This is a genomic window from Parageobacillus sp. NEAU-HV-2, from assembly GCF_059115485.1.
In genome coordinates this window covers 1-20261 of the sequence record NZ_JBXUJJ010000014.1, presented here as the reverse complement: position 1 = coordinate 20261, position 20261 = coordinate 1, and the positions used below count along the sequence as shown (strand labels likewise).

23 protein-coding genes, 2 rRNA genes and 2 other annotated features are annotated in these 20261 nt (G+C 44.1%); all 25 genes read right to left on the bottom strand.

From position 1 onward, the window contains the following. Positions 1-30 precede the first annotated feature (30 nt). Positions 31-633 (bottom strand): class I SAM-dependent methyltransferase, encoded by a 603-nt coding sequence (locus AC1WMD_RS16575; RefSeq protein WP_494258049.1) that lies wholly within the window; start codon positions 631-633, stop codon positions 31-33. A gap of 100 nt (positions 634-733) precedes the next feature. Further along, on the bottom strand, positions 734-1102 hold the full coding sequence (gene rplL / locus AC1WMD_RS16570) for a 50S ribosomal protein L7/L12 (RefSeq protein ID WP_043903310.1): 369 nt from the start codon (positions 1100-1102) through the stop codon (positions 734-736). Positions 1103-1150: 48 nt separating this feature from the next. Next, positions 1151-1651, bottom strand: coding sequence for a 50S ribosomal protein L10 (gene rplJ, locus AC1WMD_RS16565; protein ID WP_043903309.1), 501 nt, complete (start codon positions 1649-1651; stop codon positions 1151-1153). 44 nt (positions 1652-1695) lie between these two features. Continuing rightward, positions 1696-1849: a sequence feature (ribosomal protein L10 leader region), on the bottom strand. 48 nt (positions 1850-1897) lie between these two features. Then, positions 1898-2599 carry a 50S ribosomal protein L1 gene (gene rplA / locus AC1WMD_RS16560; protein WP_043903308.1) on the bottom strand — a complete coding sequence of 234 codons (702 nt, stop codon included), beginning with the start codon at positions 2597-2599 and terminating at the stop codon, positions 1898-1900. Positions 2600-2707: 108 nt separating this feature from the next. Then, positions 2708-3133 (bottom strand): 50S ribosomal protein L11, encoded by a 426-nt coding sequence (gene rplK, locus AC1WMD_RS16555; RefSeq protein WP_017434030.1) that lies wholly within the window; start codon positions 3131-3133, stop codon positions 2708-2710. Positions 3134-3403: 270 nt separating this feature from the next. Then, positions 3404-3937, bottom strand: a complete 534-nt coding sequence (gene nusG, locus AC1WMD_RS16550) for a transcription termination/antitermination protein NusG (protein WP_043903307.1) — start codon at positions 3935-3937, stop codon at positions 3404-3406. 128 nt (positions 3938-4065) lie between these two features. Then, positions 4066-4248: a preprotein translocase subunit SecE gene (secE, locus tag AC1WMD_RS16545; protein ID WP_043903306.1), complete on the bottom strand. Its 183-nt coding sequence runs from the start codon at positions 4246-4248 to the stop codon at positions 4066-4068. 39 nt (positions 4249-4287) lie between these two features. Continuing rightward, positions 4288-4437: a 50S ribosomal protein L33 gene (gene rpmG / locus AC1WMD_RS16540; RefSeq protein ID WP_494258041.1), complete on the bottom strand. Its 150-nt coding sequence runs from the start codon at positions 4435-4437 to the stop codon at positions 4288-4290. Between the two features lie 94 nt (positions 4438-4531). After that, positions 4532-5158 carry an RNA polymerase sporulation sigma factor SigH gene (gene sigH, locus AC1WMD_RS16535; protein ID WP_043906457.1) on the bottom strand — a complete coding sequence of 209 codons (627 nt, stop codon included), beginning with the start codon at positions 5156-5158 and terminating at the stop codon, positions 4532-4534. A gap of 93 nt (positions 5159-5251) precedes the next feature. After that, positions 5252-5764, bottom strand: coding sequence for an NYN domain-containing protein (locus tag AC1WMD_RS16530; protein ID WP_043903305.1), 513 nt, complete (start codon positions 5762-5764; stop codon positions 5252-5254). A 3-nt stretch (positions 5765-5767) separates the two neighbouring features. Then, positions 5768-6505: a 23S rRNA (guanosine(2251)-2'-O)-methyltransferase RlmB gene (rlmB, locus tag AC1WMD_RS16525; RefSeq protein WP_043903304.1), complete on the bottom strand. Its 738-nt coding sequence runs from the start codon at positions 6503-6505 to the stop codon at positions 5768-5770. A gap of 2 nt (positions 6506-6507) precedes the next feature. After that, the gene (locus AC1WMD_RS16520) at positions 6508-6927 is read right to left on the bottom strand and encodes a Mini-ribonuclease 3 (RefSeq protein ID WP_043903303.1); all 420 of its coding nucleotides are present in this window, start codon (positions 6925-6927) and stop codon (positions 6508-6510) included. A gap of 6 nt (positions 6928-6933) precedes the next feature. Further along, the gene (gene cysS, locus AC1WMD_RS16515) at positions 6934-8334 is read right to left on the bottom strand and encodes a cysteine--tRNA ligase (RefSeq protein ID WP_043903302.1); all 1401 of its coding nucleotides are present in this window, start codon (positions 8332-8334) and stop codon (positions 6934-6936) included. Further along, positions 8312-8983, bottom strand: coding sequence for a serine O-acetyltransferase (gene cysE, locus AC1WMD_RS16510; protein ID WP_043903301.1), 672 nt, complete (start codon positions 8981-8983; stop codon positions 8312-8314). Before cysE ends, cysS begins: the two co-directional genes overlap by 23 nt. Positions 8984-9068: 85 nt before the next feature. Continuing rightward, positions 9069-9302, bottom strand: a binding site (T-box leader). A gap of 45 nt (positions 9303-9347) precedes the next feature. Continuing rightward, the gene (gene gltX, locus AC1WMD_RS16505) at positions 9348-10808 is read right to left on the bottom strand and encodes a glutamate--tRNA ligase (RefSeq protein ID WP_043903300.1); all 1461 of its coding nucleotides are present in this window, start codon (positions 10806-10808) and stop codon (positions 9348-9350) included. A gap of 103 nt (positions 10809-10911) precedes the next feature. Next, the gene (gene ispF, locus AC1WMD_RS16500) at positions 10912-11388 is read right to left on the bottom strand and encodes a 2-C-methyl-D-erythritol 2,4-cyclodiphosphate synthase (protein ID WP_043903299.1); all 477 of its coding nucleotides are present in this window, start codon (positions 11386-11388) and stop codon (positions 10912-10914) included. Positions 11389-11404: 16 nt separating this feature from the next. Then, the gene (gene ispD, locus AC1WMD_RS16495) at positions 11405-12091 is read right to left on the bottom strand and encodes a 2-C-methyl-D-erythritol 4-phosphate cytidylyltransferase (protein ID WP_494258040.1); all 687 of its coding nucleotides are present in this window, start codon (positions 12089-12091) and stop codon (positions 11405-11407) included. 22 nt (positions 12092-12113) lie between these two features. Then, a complete protein-coding gene (locus AC1WMD_RS16490; protein ID WP_043903297.1) occupies positions 12114-13208 on the bottom strand; it encodes a PIN/TRAM domain-containing protein in 1095 nt (364 codons plus the stop codon). Positions 13209-13320: 112 nt separating this feature from the next. Then, positions 13321-14694 carry a DNA repair protein RadA gene (radA, locus tag AC1WMD_RS16485; protein WP_494258039.1) on the bottom strand — a complete coding sequence of 458 codons (1374 nt, stop codon included), beginning with the start codon at positions 14692-14694 and terminating at the stop codon, positions 13321-13323. 81 nt (positions 14695-14775) lie between these two features. Next, a complete protein-coding gene (clpC, locus tag AC1WMD_RS16480) occupies positions 14776-17211 on the bottom strand; it encodes an ATP-dependent protease ATP-binding subunit ClpC (protein ID WP_043903295.1) in 2436 nt (811 codons plus the stop codon). Beyond that, a complete protein-coding gene (gene mcsB, locus AC1WMD_RS16475; RefSeq protein ID WP_043903294.1) occupies positions 17211-18299 on the bottom strand; it encodes a protein-arginine kinase McsB in 1089 nt (362 codons plus the stop codon). Before mcsB ends, clpC begins: the two co-directional genes overlap by 1 nt. Positions 18300-18303: 4 nt before the next feature. Then, positions 18304-18852: a protein-arginine kinase activator protein McsA gene (gene mcsA, locus AC1WMD_RS16470; RefSeq protein ID WP_043903293.1), complete on the bottom strand. Its 549-nt coding sequence runs from the start codon at positions 18850-18852 to the stop codon at positions 18304-18306. A gap of 14 nt (positions 18853-18866) precedes the next feature. After that, the gene (locus tag AC1WMD_RS16465; RefSeq protein WP_043903292.1) at positions 18867-19328 is read right to left on the bottom strand and encodes a CtsR family transcriptional regulator; all 462 of its coding nucleotides are present in this window, start codon (positions 19326-19328) and stop codon (positions 18867-18869) included. A 240-nt stretch (positions 19329-19568) separates the two neighbouring features. Continuing rightward, positions 19569-19685 (bottom strand): 5S ribosomal RNA (rrf, locus tag AC1WMD_RS16460). A 346-nt stretch (positions 19686-20031) separates the two neighbouring features. Next, positions 20032-20261: ribosomal RNA gene (locus AC1WMD_RS16455) — 23S ribosomal RNA — on the bottom strand; the annotation flags it as partial.

The window sequence follows — 20261 nt, the reverse complement described above, 5'->3', positions numbered from 1 at the left end:
GTATAATGTTATCACAACCAAAAAACACTGTCAACATTTTTTCGCCTTTATGATATAATATCCTTTTTTCTTCGTCACCACTTCTACATGCGAAAATACTTCTTGCAGCTTTTTTAACGCGGAAGGCGCCCCCTGCTTTTTCTGAATCACAACCCATAGCTCTCCATTTTCGCAAAGATGGTCAGCGCTTTGTTCGAAAATCGTATGAACAACGCGTTTTCCGGCGCGAATCGGCGGATTGGTTAAAATTGCGGCAAATTTTTTATCGCCTACTTGCTCAAATAAATCACTTTCATAAATCGTTACATTTGTAATATCGTTGGCCTGTTTATTTTCAATAGCCAGCTCGATCGCGCGCTTGTTAATATCCACCATGTCTACATGACGGTGTGGAAAAGACTTTGCAATCGCCAAGCCAATCGGACCATATCCGCAGCCGATATCTAAAAAGCCGCCCTCTATATCCGGTTCTGTAAACGTTTCAATCAACAGCCGCGTGCCAAAATCGACTTCTCGTTTGGAAAATACACCGCTGTCCGTGGTAAATACAAGCTTGTTGCCCCGCAATACAAACGTCCACGTATGAGGATGGCGTTCCGATGACGGGGTGGAAGAATAATAATGTTCGCTCAAATTCATCACCTTTCTTTCGCTCATCTATCTTCCATCATACCCATTTTTGCAGTAAAAAAGCCCGCTGAAACCAGCGGGCTTTTTTTCTTGTAAACAGCGATTATTTTACTTCTACGTTAGCGCCAACTTCTTCAAGTTTTGCTTTGATTTCTTCTGCTTCTTCTTTCGAAACGCCTTCTTTAATTGGTTTTGGAGTGTTATCAACTAAGTCTTTTGCTTCTTTTAAGCCAAGACCAGTGATTTCACGAACAACTTTGATAACTTTAATTTTTTGCGCACCAGCGTCAGCAAGGATAACATCGAATTCTGTTTTTTCAGCAGCAGCTTCGCCGCCAGCAGCAGCACCGCCAGCAACTACTACAGGAGCAGCAGCAGTTACGCCGAACTCTTCTTCAATTGCTTTTACTAATTCATTTAATTCTAATACTGTCATATTTTTAACCGCTTCAATGATTTGTTCTTTTGTCATTGTCAGTTCCTCCTTAATTTATAATTTTATGCATATATGGATACGAGATTATGCGCCTTGCTCTTCTTTTTTCTCCGCAACTGCTTTTGTAACAAGCGCAAAGTTGCGAATTGGCGCCTGAAGAACGCTAAGCAACATAGAAAGCAAGCCTTCGCGAGAAGGAAGTTTTGCAAGCGCATTGATTTCTTCAAGCGTTGCAATGTTGCCTTCAATGACACCTGCTTTAATTTCAAGCGCTTCATGGCTTTTGGCAAATTCACTTAAAATTTTCGCCGGCGCTACGACATCTTCATTGCTAAATGCAATCGCATTTGGTCCAGTAAGTACGTCGTTTAATCCTTCTAATCCAACTTCTGCTAGCGCGCGGCGGGTTAATGTGTTTTTATATACTTTGAACTCAATGCCCGCTTCGCGGAGCTGCTTACGGAGTTCTGTAATTTCCGCTACGTTTAAGCCACGGTAGTCTACGATAACCGTAGATTTGCTGGCGCGGAATTTTTCAGCTATCTCTGCTACGATTTGTTTTTTGAGTTCGATCGCGCTGCTCATTTTTACACCTCCTGTAGAAGATAAAATGAAAACACCACTTATACCGCATCAGCAAAAAACCTCCATGCCACGTAGACATGGAGGTATCGTAAAACGCGCAAAACGACCTTGAACGCGTTTTTCTATCGTACAAATACCTCGGTAGGAAATTAAGCTCCTAAGAGCACCTACTGTCTACGGTACAAATGATATTCATTTTTTCAGACAAAAGATATTTTACTAAAAGGATTGAAAGAAGTCAATATTTTATTGCGCTACCGCTACTGTAGATGGGTCTACTTTGATGCCAGGTCCCATCGTCGAAGTAACCGTTACGTTTTTCACGTACGTACCTTTTGCTGCGGCTGGTTTTGCTTTTAAAATCGCTTCGTAAATCGTAGCGAAGTTTTCTGCCAGTTTCTCGTTGTCAAACGACACTTTGCCAATCGGCACATGGATGTTGCCGGCTTTGTCAACGCGATATTCGACTTTACCAGCTTTAATTTCTTGCACCGCTTTTGCTACATCAAATGTAACGGTACCAGTTTTCGGGTTTGGCATTAATCCTTTTGGACCTAAAATACGTCCTAATTTACCAACCTCACCCATCATGTCAGGTGTTGCGACAACAACGTCAAAATCAAACCAGCCTTGTTGGATTTTGTTGATATATTCTGTATCGCCAACGTAGTCGGCGCCAGCTGCTTCCGCTTCTTTCGCTTTTTCCCCTTTAGCGAATACTAATACACGTTGTACTTTCCCTGTACCATGAGGCAATACAACCGCGCCACGAATTTGTTGATCCGCTTTTTTCGGATCGACGCCTAAACGGAACGCAACTTCCACTGTAGCATCAAATTTAGCAATGTTCGTTTTTTTCACCAGTTCAATCGCTTCTGTGATTGGATACGCTTTGAAGCGGTCTACAAGCTTCAATGCTTCTAAGTATTTTTTTCCTCTTTTTGGCATAAAACATTCCTCCTCATTGTGGTTTTAGCGGAATAACCTCCCACGAATAAAGGTTGCGAAAAGGATCACTCCTTGTAGTCGCAACCTCCTCAGCCAACACTATGCACATTAGTCTTCGATAACAATACCCATGCTGCGGGCTGTACCTTCAACCATGCGCATCGCAGCCTCAATGCTTGCTGCGTTTAAATCCGGCATTTTCATTTCCGCAATCTCGCGCACTTTGTCGCGTTTGATTGTTGCTACTTTATTACGGTTTGGTTCACCAGAACCGGATTCAATGCCGGCCGCTTTTTTCAGCAATACTGCAGCTGGCGGAGTTTTTGTGATAAATGTAAATGAACGGTCTTCAAAAACCGTGATTTCAACTGGAATAATTAAACCCGCTTGGTCTGCTGTACGAGCATTGAACTCCTTACAAAACGCCATAATATTAACACCGGCTTGACCTAATGCAGGACCAACTGGCGGTGCCGGATTCGCTTTCCCTGCAGGAATTTGCAGTTTGACGACTTTCACAACTTTTTTTGCCACGAGACACACCTCCTTAAGTCCGTGATGTGGTATTAGGGATTGTCCCTCCCACTCATAAGGCATAATAGCCTTTTTCCATATCTCCCGTTTCGGTTGAGAGGATCTGCGTGTTAAAAATCCGCAACGCTCCCTTATACTTTTGTATAAGTTCATTGCTTCTGAACTCCTGCACGATCGAAATCGGCAGGCTCTAGCATATGCCTCGGTTTATGAGACATACTGACTTTAAAATATTATCACTTTTCGATTTTGATTGCAAGTTATTTTCCATCATATTTTTTCAATCTGTGAAAATTCCAACTCCACCGGTGTTTCGCGGCCGAACATATTGACAAGCACTTTCACTTTTCGCTTATCCACATCGATCGCTTCTATTTTGCCAGTAAAGTTGGTAAAAGGACCTTCTTTTACCCTTACCGTTTCATTTAGTTCATAATCTATTTCGATGTCTGTCAATGGCATGCCCATCCGTTTTAAAATCATTTTTACTTCTTCTTCCATCAATGGCGTTGGTTTAGAGCCAGCCCCGCTTGAACCGACAAATCCCGTTACCCCAGGGGTATTGCGCACCACATACCAGGAATCATCGGTCATCACCATTTCCACTAGCACATAGCCTGGAAATACTTTCTTTTTCGTCGTCTTTCTTTTGCCATTTTTCACATCTGTTTCTGTTTCTTCGGGAACGACAACGCGAAAAATTTTATCCTGCATCCCCATGGATTCGACGCGTTTTTCTAAGTTGGCCTTCACTTTATTTTCATAACCAGAATACGTATGAATCACATACCAATTTTTTTCCATCGATTAGGACTTAACTGTCCTTTCCCTCCCCAAATCGGTTTCATTTCCTTTTTTAAGCAAAACAAAAACCCGTTACCGGGCCAGACGTTCACATTATTATCTTTCATTATATCATATCGGCAGCAGACTTATTCAAAAACAACACGAATTAATTCGGAAATACCTAAATCAATAACGGCAAAAAATACCGTAAAAAACGCAACGGTAGCTAATACGATAGCTGTATAATTAACTAATTCCTTCCGATTTGGCCAACTTACTTTTTTCATTTCTCGTACTACTTCTTTGAAAAAGTTGATGATTCGCTGCATGATTAGTAACCTCCAACAAAGAAAGCTGCCCACATAGCACTATTTCGTCTCACGGTGGGGTGTATGCATGTTGCAAATTTTACAAAATTTATTCGTTTCAAAGCGCTCTGTTACATGGTCTATTTTTTTCATCGTCACATAATTTCGACTGCCGCATTTACTACAAGCCAAAATCACTTTTTTCCGCATGAATGTCCCACCGTTCTATAAAGATGTCCATAAAAATTTACCACACCCTCATTTTCACTGTCAACGTCAGATTTGTGTCTCTATGCTAGAAATCTTAAAGGCTGATTTCGCGGTACTCTAAATATTTTTCCAGCTTTCTTTTAACACGCTGAAGAGCGTTATCAATCGATTTGACATGGCGGTTCAATTCTTCAGAAATTTCTTGGTACGAACGTCCATCCAAATACAAAGCAAGCACTTTTCTCTCTAAATCGCTAAGAAGTTCCGCCATTTTGACCTCAATATCGTCTACTTTTTCGCGATTGACAATAAGCTCTTCCGGATCCGTCGCTTTTGTGCCGGAAATGACATCCATCAACGTGCGGTCTGATTCATCATCATAGATAGGCTTATCCAAGGAAACGTATGAATTCAGCGGAATATGTTTTTGCCTTGTTGCCGTTTTAATGGCCGTAATCATCTGCCTTGTGATACAAAGTTCTGCAAACGCCTTAAAGGAGGAGAGCTTGTCCCCTTTAAAGTCGCGAACCGCCTTGTATAGACCGATCATCCCTTCCTGAACAATATCTTCCCGATCGGCGCCGACTAAAAAGTAAGAGCGGGCTTTGGCACGTACAAAATTTTGGTATTTATGAATTAAAAAATCTAACGCATCCCCATCCCCTTGATGTACTAACTCTACTAGCCGCTCATCTTCCATATTTTTGTAATCATTATACATTTTTTCCTTGAAGCAATGGCCCACGCTGATCCCCCCGACCGCATAAATCGCTAGAATTTATTATACAGTACAAATTTTTACAGCGTCAACCACTCATTTTTGCCCTCTTCTCCATTTTTCGAAAATTTTAGCAACTTCTTCGGTTAACGGGACTTTGGACATTGGGGTCTTTTGTTGTATGTCTTGCAGTTTTTTGGAAATATCTTTTTCGATCGTCTCCATTTCTGCTAAAAGCTCACGGGCGGACTTGCGCAACGCTCCTTGACTAAAAATCGTCCATTGCTCCGTATAATCCGATGTAGCAACATACACCTTTGTTCGTACATTGATTAAGCTTTTGGCCAACCGTTCAATGCGTTCATCCGCTGTTTCATGTTCTTTTGTAAATATTACTTCGACTTGATGGTTTTTATATTTTTTCTCATTCCCTTGTACGAGGTGTGCGTCAAAAACAATGATTACTCGGTCTCCCGTAAATCCTTGATACTCCGCCATTTTGTCAATCAGCAAATCCCTTGCCGCGGCAAGGTCATTTTCTTCTTTTAGTTTGCGGAGTTCCGGCCAGGCACCGATCATGTTATAGCCATCGACGATTAAAATATTCATCATTTATTCTCCTAAAGGATATCGCTTGCGATACACCTCGTACATGAGAAGACTTGCAGCGACGGAGGCATTCAATGATGTCACATGTCCTCTCATCGGCAGACGAAGGAGAAAATCACATTTTTCTAAAACAAGTCTGCTGATTCCTTTTCCTTCACTACCAATTACGAGAGCCAATGGCATTGTTCCGTCAAAGGAGCGGTAGTCGTCTTTTGCTTTCGCATCAGTCCCGACAATCCATACCCCACGCTCTTTTAATTCGTCGATCGTTCTCGCTAGATTTGTCACTCTCGCAACGGGAATATGCTCGATCGCTCCTGTGGAAGCTTTCGCTACCGTCGCCGTCAAGCCGACAGAACGCCGTTTCGGAATAATGATGCCATGCGCCCCTACAGCATCGGCCGTTCGCATAATAGATCCTAAATTATGCGGATCCTCTAGTTCATCAAGAATAAGAAAAAACGGTGGTTCTCCTTTTTCCGATGCCCGGGCGAATAAATCATCGACTTCGTAGTAACGGTATGCTGCAACTTGAGCCACCACTCCTTGGTGTGTCCCTTCTACCATTTGATCGAGCTTTTTTTTCGGAACGTATTGCACAAGTACGCCGTTTTGTTTGGCGAGCTGAATAATCGGCTGCACGGAGTGGCGCTGCACCCCTTCCGCGATCCAAATTTTATTGATTTCCCGCTGCGACTTCAACGCCTCCATCACCGGGTTTCTCCCAATAATAAAATCCATCGTTACAACGTCCTTTCCTTACTTTCAATAATCGCAAATGAACAACGAATTAGCTCTTCCACCCGCTTTTCATTTTTCCCTAAAAAGTGATAGCCAATCAATGCTTCAAACGCCGTGCTATACCGGTATGTCTGCACGTCCGTATTTTTCGGAATCGTGCCGGATTTGGCGTTTCTCCCGCGGCGGACGACGGCTTGTTCTTCTTCCGTTAATAATTCCTTTTCCAATAAAGCTAGCAACACTTTAGCCTGCGCTTTGGCAGATACGTATTGAATTGCTTGGCGATGAAGCTGGTGCGGTTTCACGCTGCCATTGGCAAGAAGGTGATGCCGTACGTATACTTCGTAGACGGCATCACCGATGTAAGCAAGCGCTAATCCGTTTAGCTGTTTGACATCTTTGATCGGCTGTAGCAAGCTCATCCCTTCTTATCCTCTTTTCCATCTTGTTCCTTGCGGCGTATCTTCTAAAATGATGTTTTTCGCTTTTAATTGATCACGAATTTGATCAGCTAAGGCGAAATTGCGATTTTTTCTCGCTTCATTCCGTTTTTCGATGAGCGCTTCAATTTCCTCATCTAATAATTCTTCCTCTTGCAGCGTAATGCCAAGTACATCAAGCAACTGTTCAAATTCACGTAAAAACGCATGAATAACGCGTTCCGATGTGTTTTTCTCATGCAAATATAAATTCGCTTGTTTCGCCAACTCAAACAACACGGCGATTCCATTAGCTGTATTAAAATCGTCGTCCATTTCGCGGATAAACGCCTCATGCTGCTTTTGAATCCGATCGAGCCATTGCTCGTCATCATCGGTTAAGTTGGTGCTGCTTTGCAAGCGATGTTTTAAGTTAAAATAGGACGTTTTTAACCGTTCTAATCCTTTTTTCGCGCTTTCTAACAGCTCGTCGCTATAGTTGATCGGATGGCGGTAATGAACCGAAAGCATAAAGAACCGCAACACTTGCGGATCAATTTGCCGGATAATATCATGAACGAGCACGAAGTTGCCAAGCGACTTTGACATTTTTTCATTGTTAATATTTAAATATCCGTTATGCAGCCAATATTTCGCAAACGGTTTTCCCGTCAACGCTTCCGATTGGGCGATCTCATTTTCATGATGAGGGAATGTCAAATCCTGGCCGCCCGCATGAATATCAATCGTATCTCCTAAATATTTGCGTGCCATGGCCGAGCATTCGATATGCCATCCAGGGCGGCCTTTTCCCCATGGGCTGTCCCAGCAAATTTCCCCTTCTTTTGCTGCTTTCCATAACGCAAAGTCAAGCGGATCGTCTTTCTTTTCCCCGATTTCGATGCGCGCTCCCGCTCTTAGCTCGTCAATAGACTGGTGAGAGAGTTTGCCGTACTCCGCAAATTTTCTCGTACGGTAATACACATCGCCGTCGACTTCATACGCATACCCTTTATCGATTAACGCTTGAATAAACGCAATAATGATATCAATATTTTCGGTGACGCGCGGATGCACGTTCGCTTTTTTGCAGCCAAGAGCGGTAATATCTTCAAAATACGCTTGAATAAACCGCTCGGCAATCGTCGGTACATCTTCCCCTAGCTCCCGCGCTGCTTTAATTAATTTGTCATCGACATCGGTAAAATTGGATACGTATGTCACTTCATAGCCGCGGAACTCTAGGTAGCGGCGAATCGTATCAAATACGATCGCAGCGCGGGCGTTGCCGATATGAATATAGTTATATACCGTCGGACCGCATACGTACATTTTCACCTTATTCGGTTCGAGCGGCTCAAACGTTTCTTTTTTTCTTGTTAACGTATTATAAAGCCGAATGCTGCTCATGTTCGCTCTTCCTTTCCTGTTTTAAGCTCTCCATTTCGCTACGCAATTTGGCGATTTCCGCTTCCAGCTCTTTAATGCGATCAGCTACTGGATCTGGCAAATCGGTATGGTTTAAGTCTTTTTTCACTCTCACCCCGTCACGGACAACCACCCGTCCCGGAATCCCGACAACGGTCGAGTTTGGCGGAACGTCTTTTAAGACGACCGAACCGGCGCCAATTTTCGAGTTTTCCCCGATCGTAATCGAGCCAAGCACTTTTGCTCCTGCCGCAATTAAGCAGTTATCTTTGATCGTCGGATGGCGCTTCCCTTTCTCTTTCCCAGTTCCCCCTAATGTCACGCCTTGGTATACAGTTACATTATCGCCAATTTCGCACGTTTCGCCAATGACCACTCCCATACCATGGTCGATGAAAAAACGGCGCCCGATTTTCGCTCCCGGGTGAATTTCAATACCGGTAAAAAAGCGGCTGATTTGCGAAATCAAGCGAGCGAGAAAATAAAATTTTCGTTTGTATAACGCATGGGCAATGCGGTGCGCCCAAATCGCATGCAAACCGGAGTATGTTAAAATCACCTCTAAATAGCTTCTTGCCGCCGGGTCTTGCTCAAAAATCACTTCAATATCTTCCTTCAGTGTTTTAAACATATAGTCCTCCCTCCTCCATGATCAAAATGTATTATATCGATAACAGTTTTGTTTTCTATTGAAAAAAGCGCCTCTGTGCCAAAGACACAGAGACGCTTCTAGGCGCGGTTCCACTCTGTTTAGCTAAACGATTCGTTTAGCTCGCTCTAGTCTGATAACGGAGAAACTCCGCTCCCATCTACTACAGAACGTCTCTGTTCCGGTTCGAAAGGAGGCTCCGAGGGGCATTTCGGAGAACATCGGTCATGAATCACTTCCAGCCAAGGTGATTCTCTCTGGGATGCCAATGTTTCCTACTTCTCCTCGTCAACGCTTTTTCCATATTTTCATTTTTACCTACTATATGAAAAGCGTACAAAAATGGTTAATCAATGACTTTTTCTAATCGGTTGATTACTTTTTCTTTTCCTAGTAATTGGAGCGCAAATGGCAATTCCGGTCCGTGGGTTTGCCCGGTTACAGCGACGCGGATTGGCATAAACAATTTTTTCCCTTTTTGTCCTGTCGCCTTTTGCACCGATTTAATCGCCGCTTTAATATTATCTGCCGTAAATGGCTCAAGCTGCTTCACTTCTTCTAAAAATGCTTTTAATACATCCGGAACTTGCTCTTCCGCCAACACCTGTTTCGCCTCTTCATTATACTCAATCTCTTCTTTAAAGAACAGCTCCGATAGCTCTACAATTTCCGCCCCATAACTCATTTGCTCCTGATATAGGGCAATTAAATCGCGTGCCCATTGCCGCTGTTCTTCACTCATTTGCTCCGGCAGGCGTCCTGCTTTAATTAAATGCGGCAAAGAAATTTCCACCAGTCGGTCTAAATCTAGATTTTTAATATATTGGTTATTCATCCATGTTAGCTTTTTCGTATCGAACATCGACGGTGATTTGGACAACCGGGAAACATCAAAAATACGGATAAGTTCTTCTTTCGAGAAAATTTCTTCTTCTCCTTCCGGCGACCAGCCTAACAGGGCAAAAAAGTTAAACATCGCTTCCGGCAGATAGCCAAGCTCTTTATACTGCGAAACAAATTGAATAATCGACTCATCGCGTTTCGAAAGCTTTTTGCGCTGCTCATTTACAATCAAGGTTAGATGGGCAAATTGCGGCGGCTCCCAACCGAAATAGTCGTATACCATCAATTGTTTCGGCGTGTTCGATAAGTGCTCCTCACCGCGGAACACATGCGTGATTTTCATTAAATGATCATCGATGACAACGGCGAAATTGTATGTCGGGATGCCGTTCGCTTTCATAATGACCCAGTCGCCGATATCTTTCGATTCAAACGTCACTTTTCCGCGCACCATATCTTCAAATTCGTATGTCTTTCCTTCAGGAACTTTGATGCGGATCGTATACGGCTTTCCTTCCGCTTCCAACTGGGCGACTTGTTCTTTCGTTAAATGGCGGCATTTCCCGCTGTATTGCGGCGCGGCGATGCCTGCTGCTCTTTGCGCTTCCCGCTCTTTTTCGAGCTCTTCCGGCGTACAGAAACATTTATAAGCATGTCCTTTTTCTAAAAGTTCATCGATATATTTACGGTATATATCAAGACGTTCTGTTTGGCGATACGGACCATATCCCCCGTCTTTATCGACGGATTCATCATAATCAATACCGAGCCATTTTAAATTTTCCAGCTGCGATTGTTCGCCGCCTTCTACGTTGCGTTCAATATCTGTATCCTCAATGCGTACAATAAATTTTCCGTTATGATGACGGGCAAATAAATAGTTAAACAATGCTGTCCGCGCCCCGCCAATATGTAAATGGCCGGTTGGACTTGGTGCATAGCGCACTCGTACTTCTTGTGCCATCGTCGATAACCTCCAATATAATCAAGCTTGTATCACTATTGTACATTCTATCGCGGCAAAGTTCAAAATGATTGTTTTCCGCTATACAGTCAATAACAGAAACTTACCGCTTTTGCAATAATACGACCGCCTGCGCGGCAATTCCTTCTTCCCGTCCGGTAAAGCCCAACTTTTCCGTCGTTGTTGCTTTTACATTGACTTGTGACGGCTCTCCTTCTAATAATTCGGCAATTTTCTCTTTCATTTGTTGAATATATGGCGCCATTTTCGGCTTTTGCGCAATAATCGTGCAATCGACGTTCACAAGCACGTATCCTTGCTGTTTGACTAGCTCCCATACATGTTTTAATAATAAAGCGGAATCCGCGTCTTTATAGCGGTTGTCCGTATCCGGGAAATGCTTTCCGATGTCGCCGGCACCGATCGCTCCTAGACAAGCGTCCGCAACCGCATGCAGCAATACATCGGCGTCGGAATGGCCAAGCAGCCCTTTTTCGTATGGAATGCGAACGCCACCGATAATTAAAGGACGCCCATTAACAAGCTGATGCACATCAAATCCTTGACCAATGCGAAACATGTTGTTCCCCCTCCCATTACAAACTGGTGCGGCTCGATAAAATCGCTTCCGCAAACAATAGATCATCCGGTGTCGTTAATTTAATATTGCGGTAATCGCCTTCCACAATCTTTACTTTTCCGCCGATTCGCTCGACAAGGCTGGCATCATCCGTGCCGATATAACCTTCCTTTTTTGCTTGCTCATGTGCCTGTAAAATGAGAGAAACATGAAAAGCTTGTGGAGTTTGTACAGCCCACAAGCTAGAACGTTCCATCGTCTCTTTCACAAACTGTCCGTGGACTTTCTTAATCGTATCTTTGACGCGAACCGCTGGAACCGCTGCGCCGTACTCGTTTGCCGCTGTTACTAATTCATGAATGTGCTCCACGGTAACGAATGGACGGGCGCCGTCGTGAATCAGGACAATATTGCTGTTTTTGAGCGCTTTTAGTCCATTGTACACGCTATGTTGCCGCTCTTGGCCACCGTTGACCAGTGCGATGATTTTGTTGAGATGAAAGCGGGAAAATAATTGTTCAAATTGAGATCTTTCCGCTTCGTTAATCACCACAATGATGCCGTCGCACCATTCATCGCTGTCAAACACTTTCAATGTGCGCACGATCAACGGTTCATGACGAAGCTCAATGAACTGTTTATTCACTCCCGCTCTCATTCGCTTTCCTTGCCCAGCTGCTGGAATAACTACCTCATACTTCATTGCCGTTTCCCCTATTCATTGTTTATAGCGCTTTTTGCAACAGCTTTAACTTGGCAAAAATCATTCTCCCTGCAGATGTTTGTAACACGCTCGTCACCAATACGTCAACCCGTTTGCCAATGTACTCTTTTCCATCCTCGACAACGATCATTGTGCCATCATCTAAATACGCTACTCCTTGATTATGCTCTTTGCCATCTTTGATTACATGGACGTTTAATTCTTCCCCAGGTAGAACGACCGGTTTCACCGCATTGGCTAAATCGTTAATATTAAGAACACGCACATTTTGCAGCTCACATACTTTATTTAAATTAAAATCGTTCGTAACGACAATCCCTGATATCAATTTCGCTAACTTTACCAGCTTGCTGTCGACTTCCTGAATATCATCAAAATCGCCTTCATAAATTTCTACTTTTATATCTAATTCTTTTTGGATGCGGTTTAAAATGTCCAGCCCGCGGCGGCCGCGGTTGCGTTTCAGCACATCGGAAGAATCGGCAATATGTTGCAATTCTTCTAGCACAAAGCGCGGAATGACAATCGGTCCTTCTAAAAAACCAGTTTGGCAAATGTCCGCAATCCGACCGTCAATAATAACGCTCGTATCTAAAATTTTCACTGAACCACCCTTTGGCGGCTCTGCTTCTCCTTCTCCGCTTTTTTTCTTTGCCATTCGGTTAGAAAGCGAAAATAAATTCATTAATTCATGCCGTTTGTTAAAACCAACGCGAAACCCTAAATAGCCAAGTAAAATCGTCAAAAAGATTGGCAGAACCGTATTGACGACTTGAATGTGAAACGATTGCAGCGGCATGACAACTAAAAATGCGATAATAAGACCAAAAATAAGCCCTAAACTGCCAAACAACAAATCGGCAACAGGTACTTTAACGAGCGATTCTTCCACCCAACGAATCATATCAACCACATAATCGACTAGCCAAAAAGTCAACATAAAGAAAATAATTGCCCCTAATATTGCCAATGTATAGGAATTATTTAACAGCGGGACATCGCTTATGTGCATAAGCCGCAATAAATCAGGCAAAAAAACTGCACCTAATGTTCCTCCGACAACAAGAAAAAATAGTTGCACGATCCGTTTTACCATGTGTTGATCTTCACCTCCCTATTAACATTATAAACAGTTTCCAATGTTTGAAACCAATGATAGCATAGTTTTTAATGTTTTTTTAAACATTTGACATAGGCTCGTAACGATTTTACTGCAACGTATATTCGAGCGCCTCCGAAACGTGGGATACACCAATAACCGTTATATGCTTAGGAGGATTCCAGCCCATTAAATTATTTTTTGGAATAATAATACGAGAAAAGCCTAATTTCACAGCCTCTTGTACGCGCTGTTCAATGCGGGAAACGCGGCGCACTTCCCCGGTCAAACCGACCTCGCCGATAATCACATCGGACGGATTCGTCGGCTGGTCGCGGAAGCTGGAGGCAATGCTGACGGCGATCGCCAAATCAATCGCCGGTTCATCCAATTTGACTCCTCCTGCTACTTTCAAATAGGCATCTTGGTTTTGCAAAAGCATACCAACCCGCTTCTCTAACACCGCCATCAATAAAGAAACACGGTTATGGTCAATACCGGTCGCCATCCGTCGCGGATTGCCAAAGCTCGTTGGAGATACTAACGCTTGAATTTCGACTAATACAGGACGAGTTCCTTCCATCGCCGCGACAACGGTTGAACCCGCTGCACCGCGGGAGCGTTCTTCTAAAAACACTTCCGAAGGATTTTCGACTTCAGCAAGCCCTACATCCCTCATTTCGAAAATGCCAATTTCATTTGTAGAACCAAACCGGTTTTTTACCGCCCGCAAAATGCGATACGTATGATGCCGCTCCCCTTCGAAATAAAGAACGGTATCAACCATATGCTCTAAAATTCGCGGTCCGGCAATGGCCCCTTCTTTCGTCACATGCCCGACGATAAAAATGGCAATTCCTTTCGTTTTCGCGATTTTCATTAATTCTGCCGTGCATTCGCGCACTTGCGCCACACTTCCTGGAGCAGATGTAATATCAGCGCGATACACTGTTTGAATAGAGTCAATGATCACACAAGCAGGGTGGATATTTTCTATTGCTTCTACAATATATTCCAAATCTGCCTCTGCTAACACATACAATTGATCGGAGACAACATGGAGACGGTCAGCGCGTAACTTCATTTGCTTAATCGATTCTTCGCCTGATATATACAATACTTTATGCTGCATCGCGGCAAGCTGCGCAGAAACTTGTAACAGAAGCGTTGACTTTCCAATACCAGGATCCCCGCCGATTAACACGAGCGAACCTCTTACAATTCCTCCGCCTAATACGCGGTTAAATTCCGACATATTCGTTTGCATGCGCGGCTCCTGTGTGGTTGTTACGGTAGTAATCGGCACAGGTTTAGCCATGGCATCAGGCGCAGAATGGACAAATACGCCTCTTGTTGCCGGCTTTATTCGCTCGATTTCTTCAACCATTGAATTCCAAGTATTGCATCCCGGACATCTTCCAAGCCATTTTGCTGATTCATAGCCGCATTCTTGACAAACAAATTTCGTTTTCTTTTTTCCCATCGAAAAACCCTCTCTTTTTTTACATTGAAACAAAAAGGTATGGGCAATGGAGCTGCCGCATACCTTTCGTAAAAACTTTGATTACATTACCGCTTGTTCTGATAATACAACAAATTCTCCATCTTTAACATCGACAACGACTTTTCGTCCTTTTGCAATCGTTCCTTTTAACAGCTCTTCCGACAAACGGTCTTCGATATGTTTTTGTAGAGCGCGGCGCAGTGGGCGGGCACCGTACTCTGGGTCATATCCTTCTGAGGCAATTTTTTCAATCGCCGCATCCGTCAGTTCTAAATCAATATCTTGCTCTTTTAGGCGTTTGATCAATGTGTCTGCCATCAGTTTAACAATTTGTTTTAAATGTTGTTTTTCGAGCGAATGGAAGACGATAATTTCATCAATTCGGTTTAAAAACTCCGGACGGAACGCTTTCTTTAACTCGTCCATCACTTTTCCTTTCATGTCTTTATACTTCTGTTCTTCATCTTGGACGTTAAAGCCGACGTATTTATTCCGTTTTAACGCGTTCGCGCCGACATTCGACGTCATGATGATAATCGTATTGCGGAAGTCTACTGTTCTTCCTTTCGAATCAGTTAAACGACCGTCTTCTAACACTTGCAACAAAATGTTAAATACATCCGGATGGGCTTTTTCCATTTCATCGAGCAATACAACTGAGTACGGTTTGCGGCGCACTTTTTCGGTCAGCTGGCCGCCTTCTTCATATCCGACATAGCCAGGAGGCGATCCGATTAAACGGGACGTCGAGTGTTTCTCCATGTATTCCGACATATCGATGCGGATAAGGGCGTCTTCGTCGCCGAACATCGCTTCGGCAAGCGCTCTGGCCAGCTCCGTTTTTCCAACCCCTGTCGGTCCAAGGAAAATAAATGAGCCGATTGGACGTTTCGGATCTTTTAATCCAGCACGGGCGCGGCGCACCGCTTTTGCTACGGCTTTGACGGCCTCATCTTGCCCAACAACACGCGAATGTAAAATTTCCTCTAGTTTCAGCAAACGCTCGGTTTCTGTTTGCGCCAATTTTGCAACTGGGATTCCTGTCCAGCTCGATACGACCATGGCAATGTCTTCGACCGTTACTTCCGAATTTTCTTGGCCTTGTTTTTCTTTCCATGCCCGTTTTGTCTCTTCTAGTTCTTCACGCAGTCGCTGTTCCATATCGCGCAAGGAAGCCGCCTTTTCAAATTCTTGGCTTTGTACCGCTGCATCTTTTTCTTTCCGGACTTCTTCCAGTTTTTGTTCCAGTTCTTTTAATTTCGGCGGTGCAGTAAAGGAACGAAGACGGACTTTCGAGCAAGCTTCATCAATTAAGTCAATTGCTTTATCCGGGAGGAAACGATCCGTAATATAGCGGTCAGATAATTTGACTGCCTGAACGATCGCTTCATCGGAAATAGAAACGCGGTGATGCGCTTCATAACGGTCGCGCAATCCTTGTAAAATTTGAATCGATTCTTCCACCGTCGGCTCGTCAACATAAATCGGCTGGAAGCGGCGCTCTAGTGCTGCGTCCTTTTCGATATATTTGCGGTATTCATCCAATGTCGTCGCACCGATACATTGCAGTTCGCCACGGGCAAGCGCCGGTTTTAAAATGTTCGATGCGTCGATCGCGCCTTCTGCCCCGCCGGCGCCAATCAAGGTATGAAGCTCGTCAATGAACAGAATGATATTCCCTGCCTGACGAATTTCATCCATCACTTTTTTCAAACGATCTTCAAACTCACCGCGATATTTCGTACCGGCTACGACCGTTCCCATATCCAGCGTCATCACCCGCTTATCGCGGAGCGTTTCCGGCACTTCATTGTTGACAATTTGCTGTGCAAGCCCTTCAGCGATCGCCGTTTTCCCTACACCAGGCTCCCCGATCAACACCGGGTTATTTTTCGTGCGCCGGCTTAACACTTCAATTACGCGCTGAATTTCTTTGCTTCGGCCAATAACAGGGTCCAATCGACCTTCACGGGCAATCGCCGTTAAATCACGGGCCAAACTATCTAATGTTGGCGTGCTGACGTGAGAAGCGCCGCTTCCCGAATGGCCCGAAACCGATTCGCTGCTTCCGAGCAGCTGCAATACTTGTTGGCGCGCCTTATTCAGGCTGACTCCCAAGTTGTTCAGCACACGGGCCGCCACCCCTTCGCCTTCACGAATAAGACCGAGCAAAATATGTTCGGTACCTACATAGGAATGACCTAATTTTCTTGCTTCATCCATCGATAATTCAATAACCTTTTTCGCCCGCGGCGTATAGTGGATCGTATGGGAAACTTCTTGTCCGCGGCCAATCAGCGACTCCACTTCTTTTTGAATTTTTTCTGGTCCAAGGCCGAGCGCCATTAATGCTTTCGCTGCGATTCCTTCTCCTTCGCGAATTAGACCTAGTAAGATATGCTCCGTGCCAATATTATTATGGCCAAGACGGATGGCTTCTTCTTGGGCCAGCGCCAATACTTTTTGCGCCCGTTCTGTAAACCTGCCAAACATCATTATTCATCACCCTCCATATTTTTTCTCTCTTCCATTTTCAGACGTTCCCGTATTAATGCCGCACGGCGAACGTCCCTCTCCTCCGGTCTTAGTACACCGCCGGCATATTGTTGCAAAAACCCAGGCTGTGTCAAAATCATTAGCTCATTTAAAATATTGCGTGAAATATTTTTAATATATCCTAAATCAATTCCTAAACGCACGTCGGACAAACATTGCGCCGCTTCTTTCGATTCAATCATCCGGCAGTTGGCCAATATTCCATAGGAGCGAAATACTCTGTCTTCTAATTGTATGTTTAAAGTTTTGACTAATGCCTCCCTTGCCATTCTTTCCTGGGTGATTAATTGTTGAACGACGCTTTGTAAATCTTCGACAATATCTTCTTCTGATTTTCCTAATGTAATTTGATTTGATATTTGAAATATATTCCCTAAAGCCTCACTACCTTCTCCGTATGTTCCGCGTACTACCAATCCTAATTGATTAATAGCTGGAATAATGCGATTGATTTGCTGCGTTAAAACGAGGGCGGGAAGATGCATCATCACAGAGGCGCGCATCCCTGTCCCAACGTTGGTCGGGCAGCTTGTTAAATAGCCGAGTTTTTCATCAAAGGCATAATTCACATATTCTTCAATCCAATCATCGAGCTCATTCGCTGCTTCTAATGCTTCGGTTAATTGCAGCCCTGGAAATAAGCATTGAATGCGAATGTGGTCTTCTTCGTTGATCATAATACTCACTTCTTCATTTTCCGAAAGCAAGCAAGCACCAAATGGCGAATCTTCTGCTAAGTGTGGGCTAATTAAGTGTTTTTCTACTAATACCCTTTTTTCAATCGGTTGAAGCTCCGACATTTTCAACAATTCAAAACGACCGACTGAACGGTGAGAACGATAGGCAAATGTTCGTTCAAACAAGGAAACAATTTGCTGTGCTTCTTCGTTGCTAAACACGGTTGGAAAACGGAAGTCAACGATGTTTCGTGCCAAACGGATACGGCTGCTTAACACAATATCGGAATCAGGACCTTCTTGGCTCATCCAAGAACTAACGGCCGTATTAAAAAACTTTTCAAATGACATACCGCTACATTTCCCCCTCTCCATGCTGACGCAGCTGATATTCCAAAGAACGAATTTGGTCGCGGACTTCTGCCGCCTTTTCAAATTCTTCTCTTGCTACAAATTCTTGCAGTTTTTGTTTTAGGATGGAGAGTTGTTTGCGCAGATGAAGCACTCCGCCTTTTCGTTTCGGTATTTTTCCAGAATGGGTCGTATTTCCGCTATGAAGTCTTTTTAATATTGGGGGCAAATATCGCGCAAATGTCTGATAACAGTTGGAGCAGCCAAAACGCCCGATTTGGGTGAACTGATCGTAGGTCATTTTACATGTTTCACATTGTAAAATATCCGGGCTTGAGAACGTATTGGCGGTCATTTTTTTCATCGGTGCCTGGAAATTAAGTAATCCAGCTAATAGATTGTTTAAAGAAAAAGCATCGTTTTCGTAAAACATAAACATATCGCCATGCTCTTTCGCGCATTGTTCACAAAGATGAAATTCGGTTTTTTCGCCGTTGATAATTTTCGTGAAATGCATCGTCGCTGGTCTTTGTTTACACTCTTGACATATCAACGCGGTCTCCTCCCCTATTTGTATTTCAGCGATGTTAGCATCGCTTTGAGCATGCGCGCCCGTAACTCATCCCGCTGAGGCAAATCGATATATAAAACAGAGCGATCCATCACGCTTAACATAATTTTTGCTTCTCGCTCAGAGATGACTTTTTCTTCGACAAGGCGTTCAATAATATCTTCCGCATTGGATTGGCTGATGCGGTGTCCCACTAATTCCAACAATTGATTAATTAATTGCGCCTCGCTTTTCGTTTTCACTTTCATAATGCGAATATAGCCGCCGCCTCCGCGTTTGCTCTCGACAATATATCCTCTCTCGAGCGTAAATCTTGTATTGATGACATAATTAATTTGTGATGGAACACACTGAAATTTATTAGCAATTTCACTGCGTTTAATCTCGACAATATCTTTGTCGCTCATATTTAATACTTGTTTTAAATATTGCTCGATAATATCGGAAATGTTTGGCACTCTACCTCCTCCTTAGCAACCAAAGTTGACTTTGACTATATTTGACCTTACTTCTACTATATAGTGTATTATAAAAAAATGCAAGAGTTACCGATAAAAACGACTAGTTATAGGATATCCTTTTTTGCAAAAAATGAAACATCAACATCGTTTTTACATACGGTCAAGGAAAGGAAACATAAGCAAATGAGGTAAAAAAAGAAGCATGCCCTTCACAAGAAAGACATGCTTCTTTATCCTGCCTAGCAACGACCTACTCTTGCAGGGGCGCTGGCCCCAACTACCATCGGCGCTGGAGAGCTTAACTTCCGTGTTCGGGATGGGAACGGGTGTTTCCTCTCCGCCATTGTCACTAGGCAAGTTGTTCAATTGACATAAATAATTATATTCATCTGATCGATTTTGTCAAGAAGGAGTTCATTCCTTCAAAACTAGATAACCGTTTGTTGGGAAGAAGCCGGGCGCCTGCGCGCTGTCTAGCTCCGGACGCCATCGGCTCGCGACGCTTCGGTCCCGTTGCGGCGGCGACAGCCTCCTCACGGGCCCTCCAGCGCACCTCGCCGATAGGCGGGCGTCCTCCGCTTTTCTGATGTCTAGCTCCGGCTCCTAGCCCCTTGGGTCGCTTCAGACCTGCTGTGGCGGCGACAGCCTCCTCGCAGGTCTTCCAGCGCCCAGCGGGGCTAACCAGTCGCCTGCGCTTTTCGTGGTTAAGTCCTCGATCGATTAGTATCCGTCAGCTGCACGTGTCGCCACGCTTCCACCTCGGACCTATCGACCTCGTCATCTTCGAGGGATCTTACTCGCTTACGCGATGGGAAATCTCATCTTGAGGGGGGCTTCACGCTTAGATGCTTTCAGCGCTTATCCCTTCCGCACATAGCTACCCAGCGGTGCCCCTGGCGGGACAACTGGTACACCAGCGGTGCGTCCATC

Coding starts and splice junctions, on each gene's coding strand:
- ispD (WP_494258040.1), bottom strand. CDS start 12,091: ATGAAGTATGAGGTAGTTATTCCAGCAGCTGGGCAAGGAAAGCGAATG.
- sigH (WP_043906457.1), bottom strand. CDS start 5,158: ATGTATAATGATTACAAAAATATGGAAGATGAGCGGCTAGTAGAGTTA.
- rplJ (WP_043903309.1), bottom strand. CDS start 1,651: ATGAGCAGCGCGATCGAACTCAAAAAACAAATCGTAGCAGAGATAGCT.
- rlmB (WP_043903304.1), bottom strand. CDS start 6,505: ATGGATTTTATTATTGGGAGAAACCCGGTGATGGAGGCGTTGAAGTCG.
- cysS (WP_043903302.1), bottom strand. CDS start 8,334: ATGAGCAGCATTCGGCTTTATAATACGTTAACAAGAAAAAAAGAAACG.
- secE (WP_043903306.1), bottom strand. CDS start 4,248: ATGCAGCGAATCATCAACTTTTTCAAAGAAGTAGTACGAGAAATGAAA.
- ispF (WP_043903299.1), bottom strand. CDS start 11,388: ATGTTTCGCATTGGTCAAGGATTTGATGTGCATCAGCTTGTTAATGGG.
- rplA (WP_043903308.1), bottom strand. CDS start 2,599: ATGCCAAAAAGAGGAAAAAAATACTTAGAAGCATTGAAGCTTGTAGAC.
- gltX (WP_043903300.1), bottom strand. CDS start 10,808: ATGGCACAAGAAGTACGAGTGCGCTATGCACCAAGTCCAACCGGCCAT.
- rpmG (WP_494258041.1), bottom strand. CDS start 4,437: ATGCGGAAAAAAGTGATTTTGGCTTGTAGTAAATGCGGCAGTCGAAAT.
- AC1WMD_RS16490 (WP_043903297.1), bottom strand. CDS start 13,208: ATGGTAAAACGGATCGTGCAACTATTTTTTCTTGTTGTCGGAGGAACA.
- rplL (WP_043903310.1), bottom strand. CDS start 1,102: ATGACAAAAGAACAAATCATTGAAGCGGTTAAAAATATGACAGTATTA.
- cysE (WP_043903301.1), bottom strand. CDS start 8,983: ATGTTTAAAACACTGAAGGAAGATATTGAAGTGATTTTTGAGCAAGAC.
- AC1WMD_RS16530 (WP_043903305.1), bottom strand. CDS start 5,764: ATGAATATTTTAATCGTCGATGGCTATAACATGATCGGTGCCTGGCCG.
- nusG (WP_043903307.1), bottom strand. CDS start 3,937: ATGGAAAAAAATTGGTATGTGATTCATACGTATTCTGGTTATGAAAAT.
- mcsB (WP_043903294.1), bottom strand. CDS start 18,299: ATGTCATTTGAAAAGTTTTTTAATACGGCCGTTAGTTCTTGGATGAGC.
- AC1WMD_RS16520 (WP_043903303.1), bottom strand. CDS start 6,927: ATGAGCTTGCTACAGCCGATCAAAGATGTCAAACAGCTAAACGGATTA.
- radA (WP_494258039.1), bottom strand. CDS start 14,694: ATGGGAAAAAAGAAAACGAAATTTGTTTGTCAAGAATGCGGCTATGAA.
- clpC (WP_043903295.1), bottom strand. CDS start 17,211: ATGATGTTTGGCAGGTTTACAGAACGGGCGCAAAAAGTATTGGCGCTG.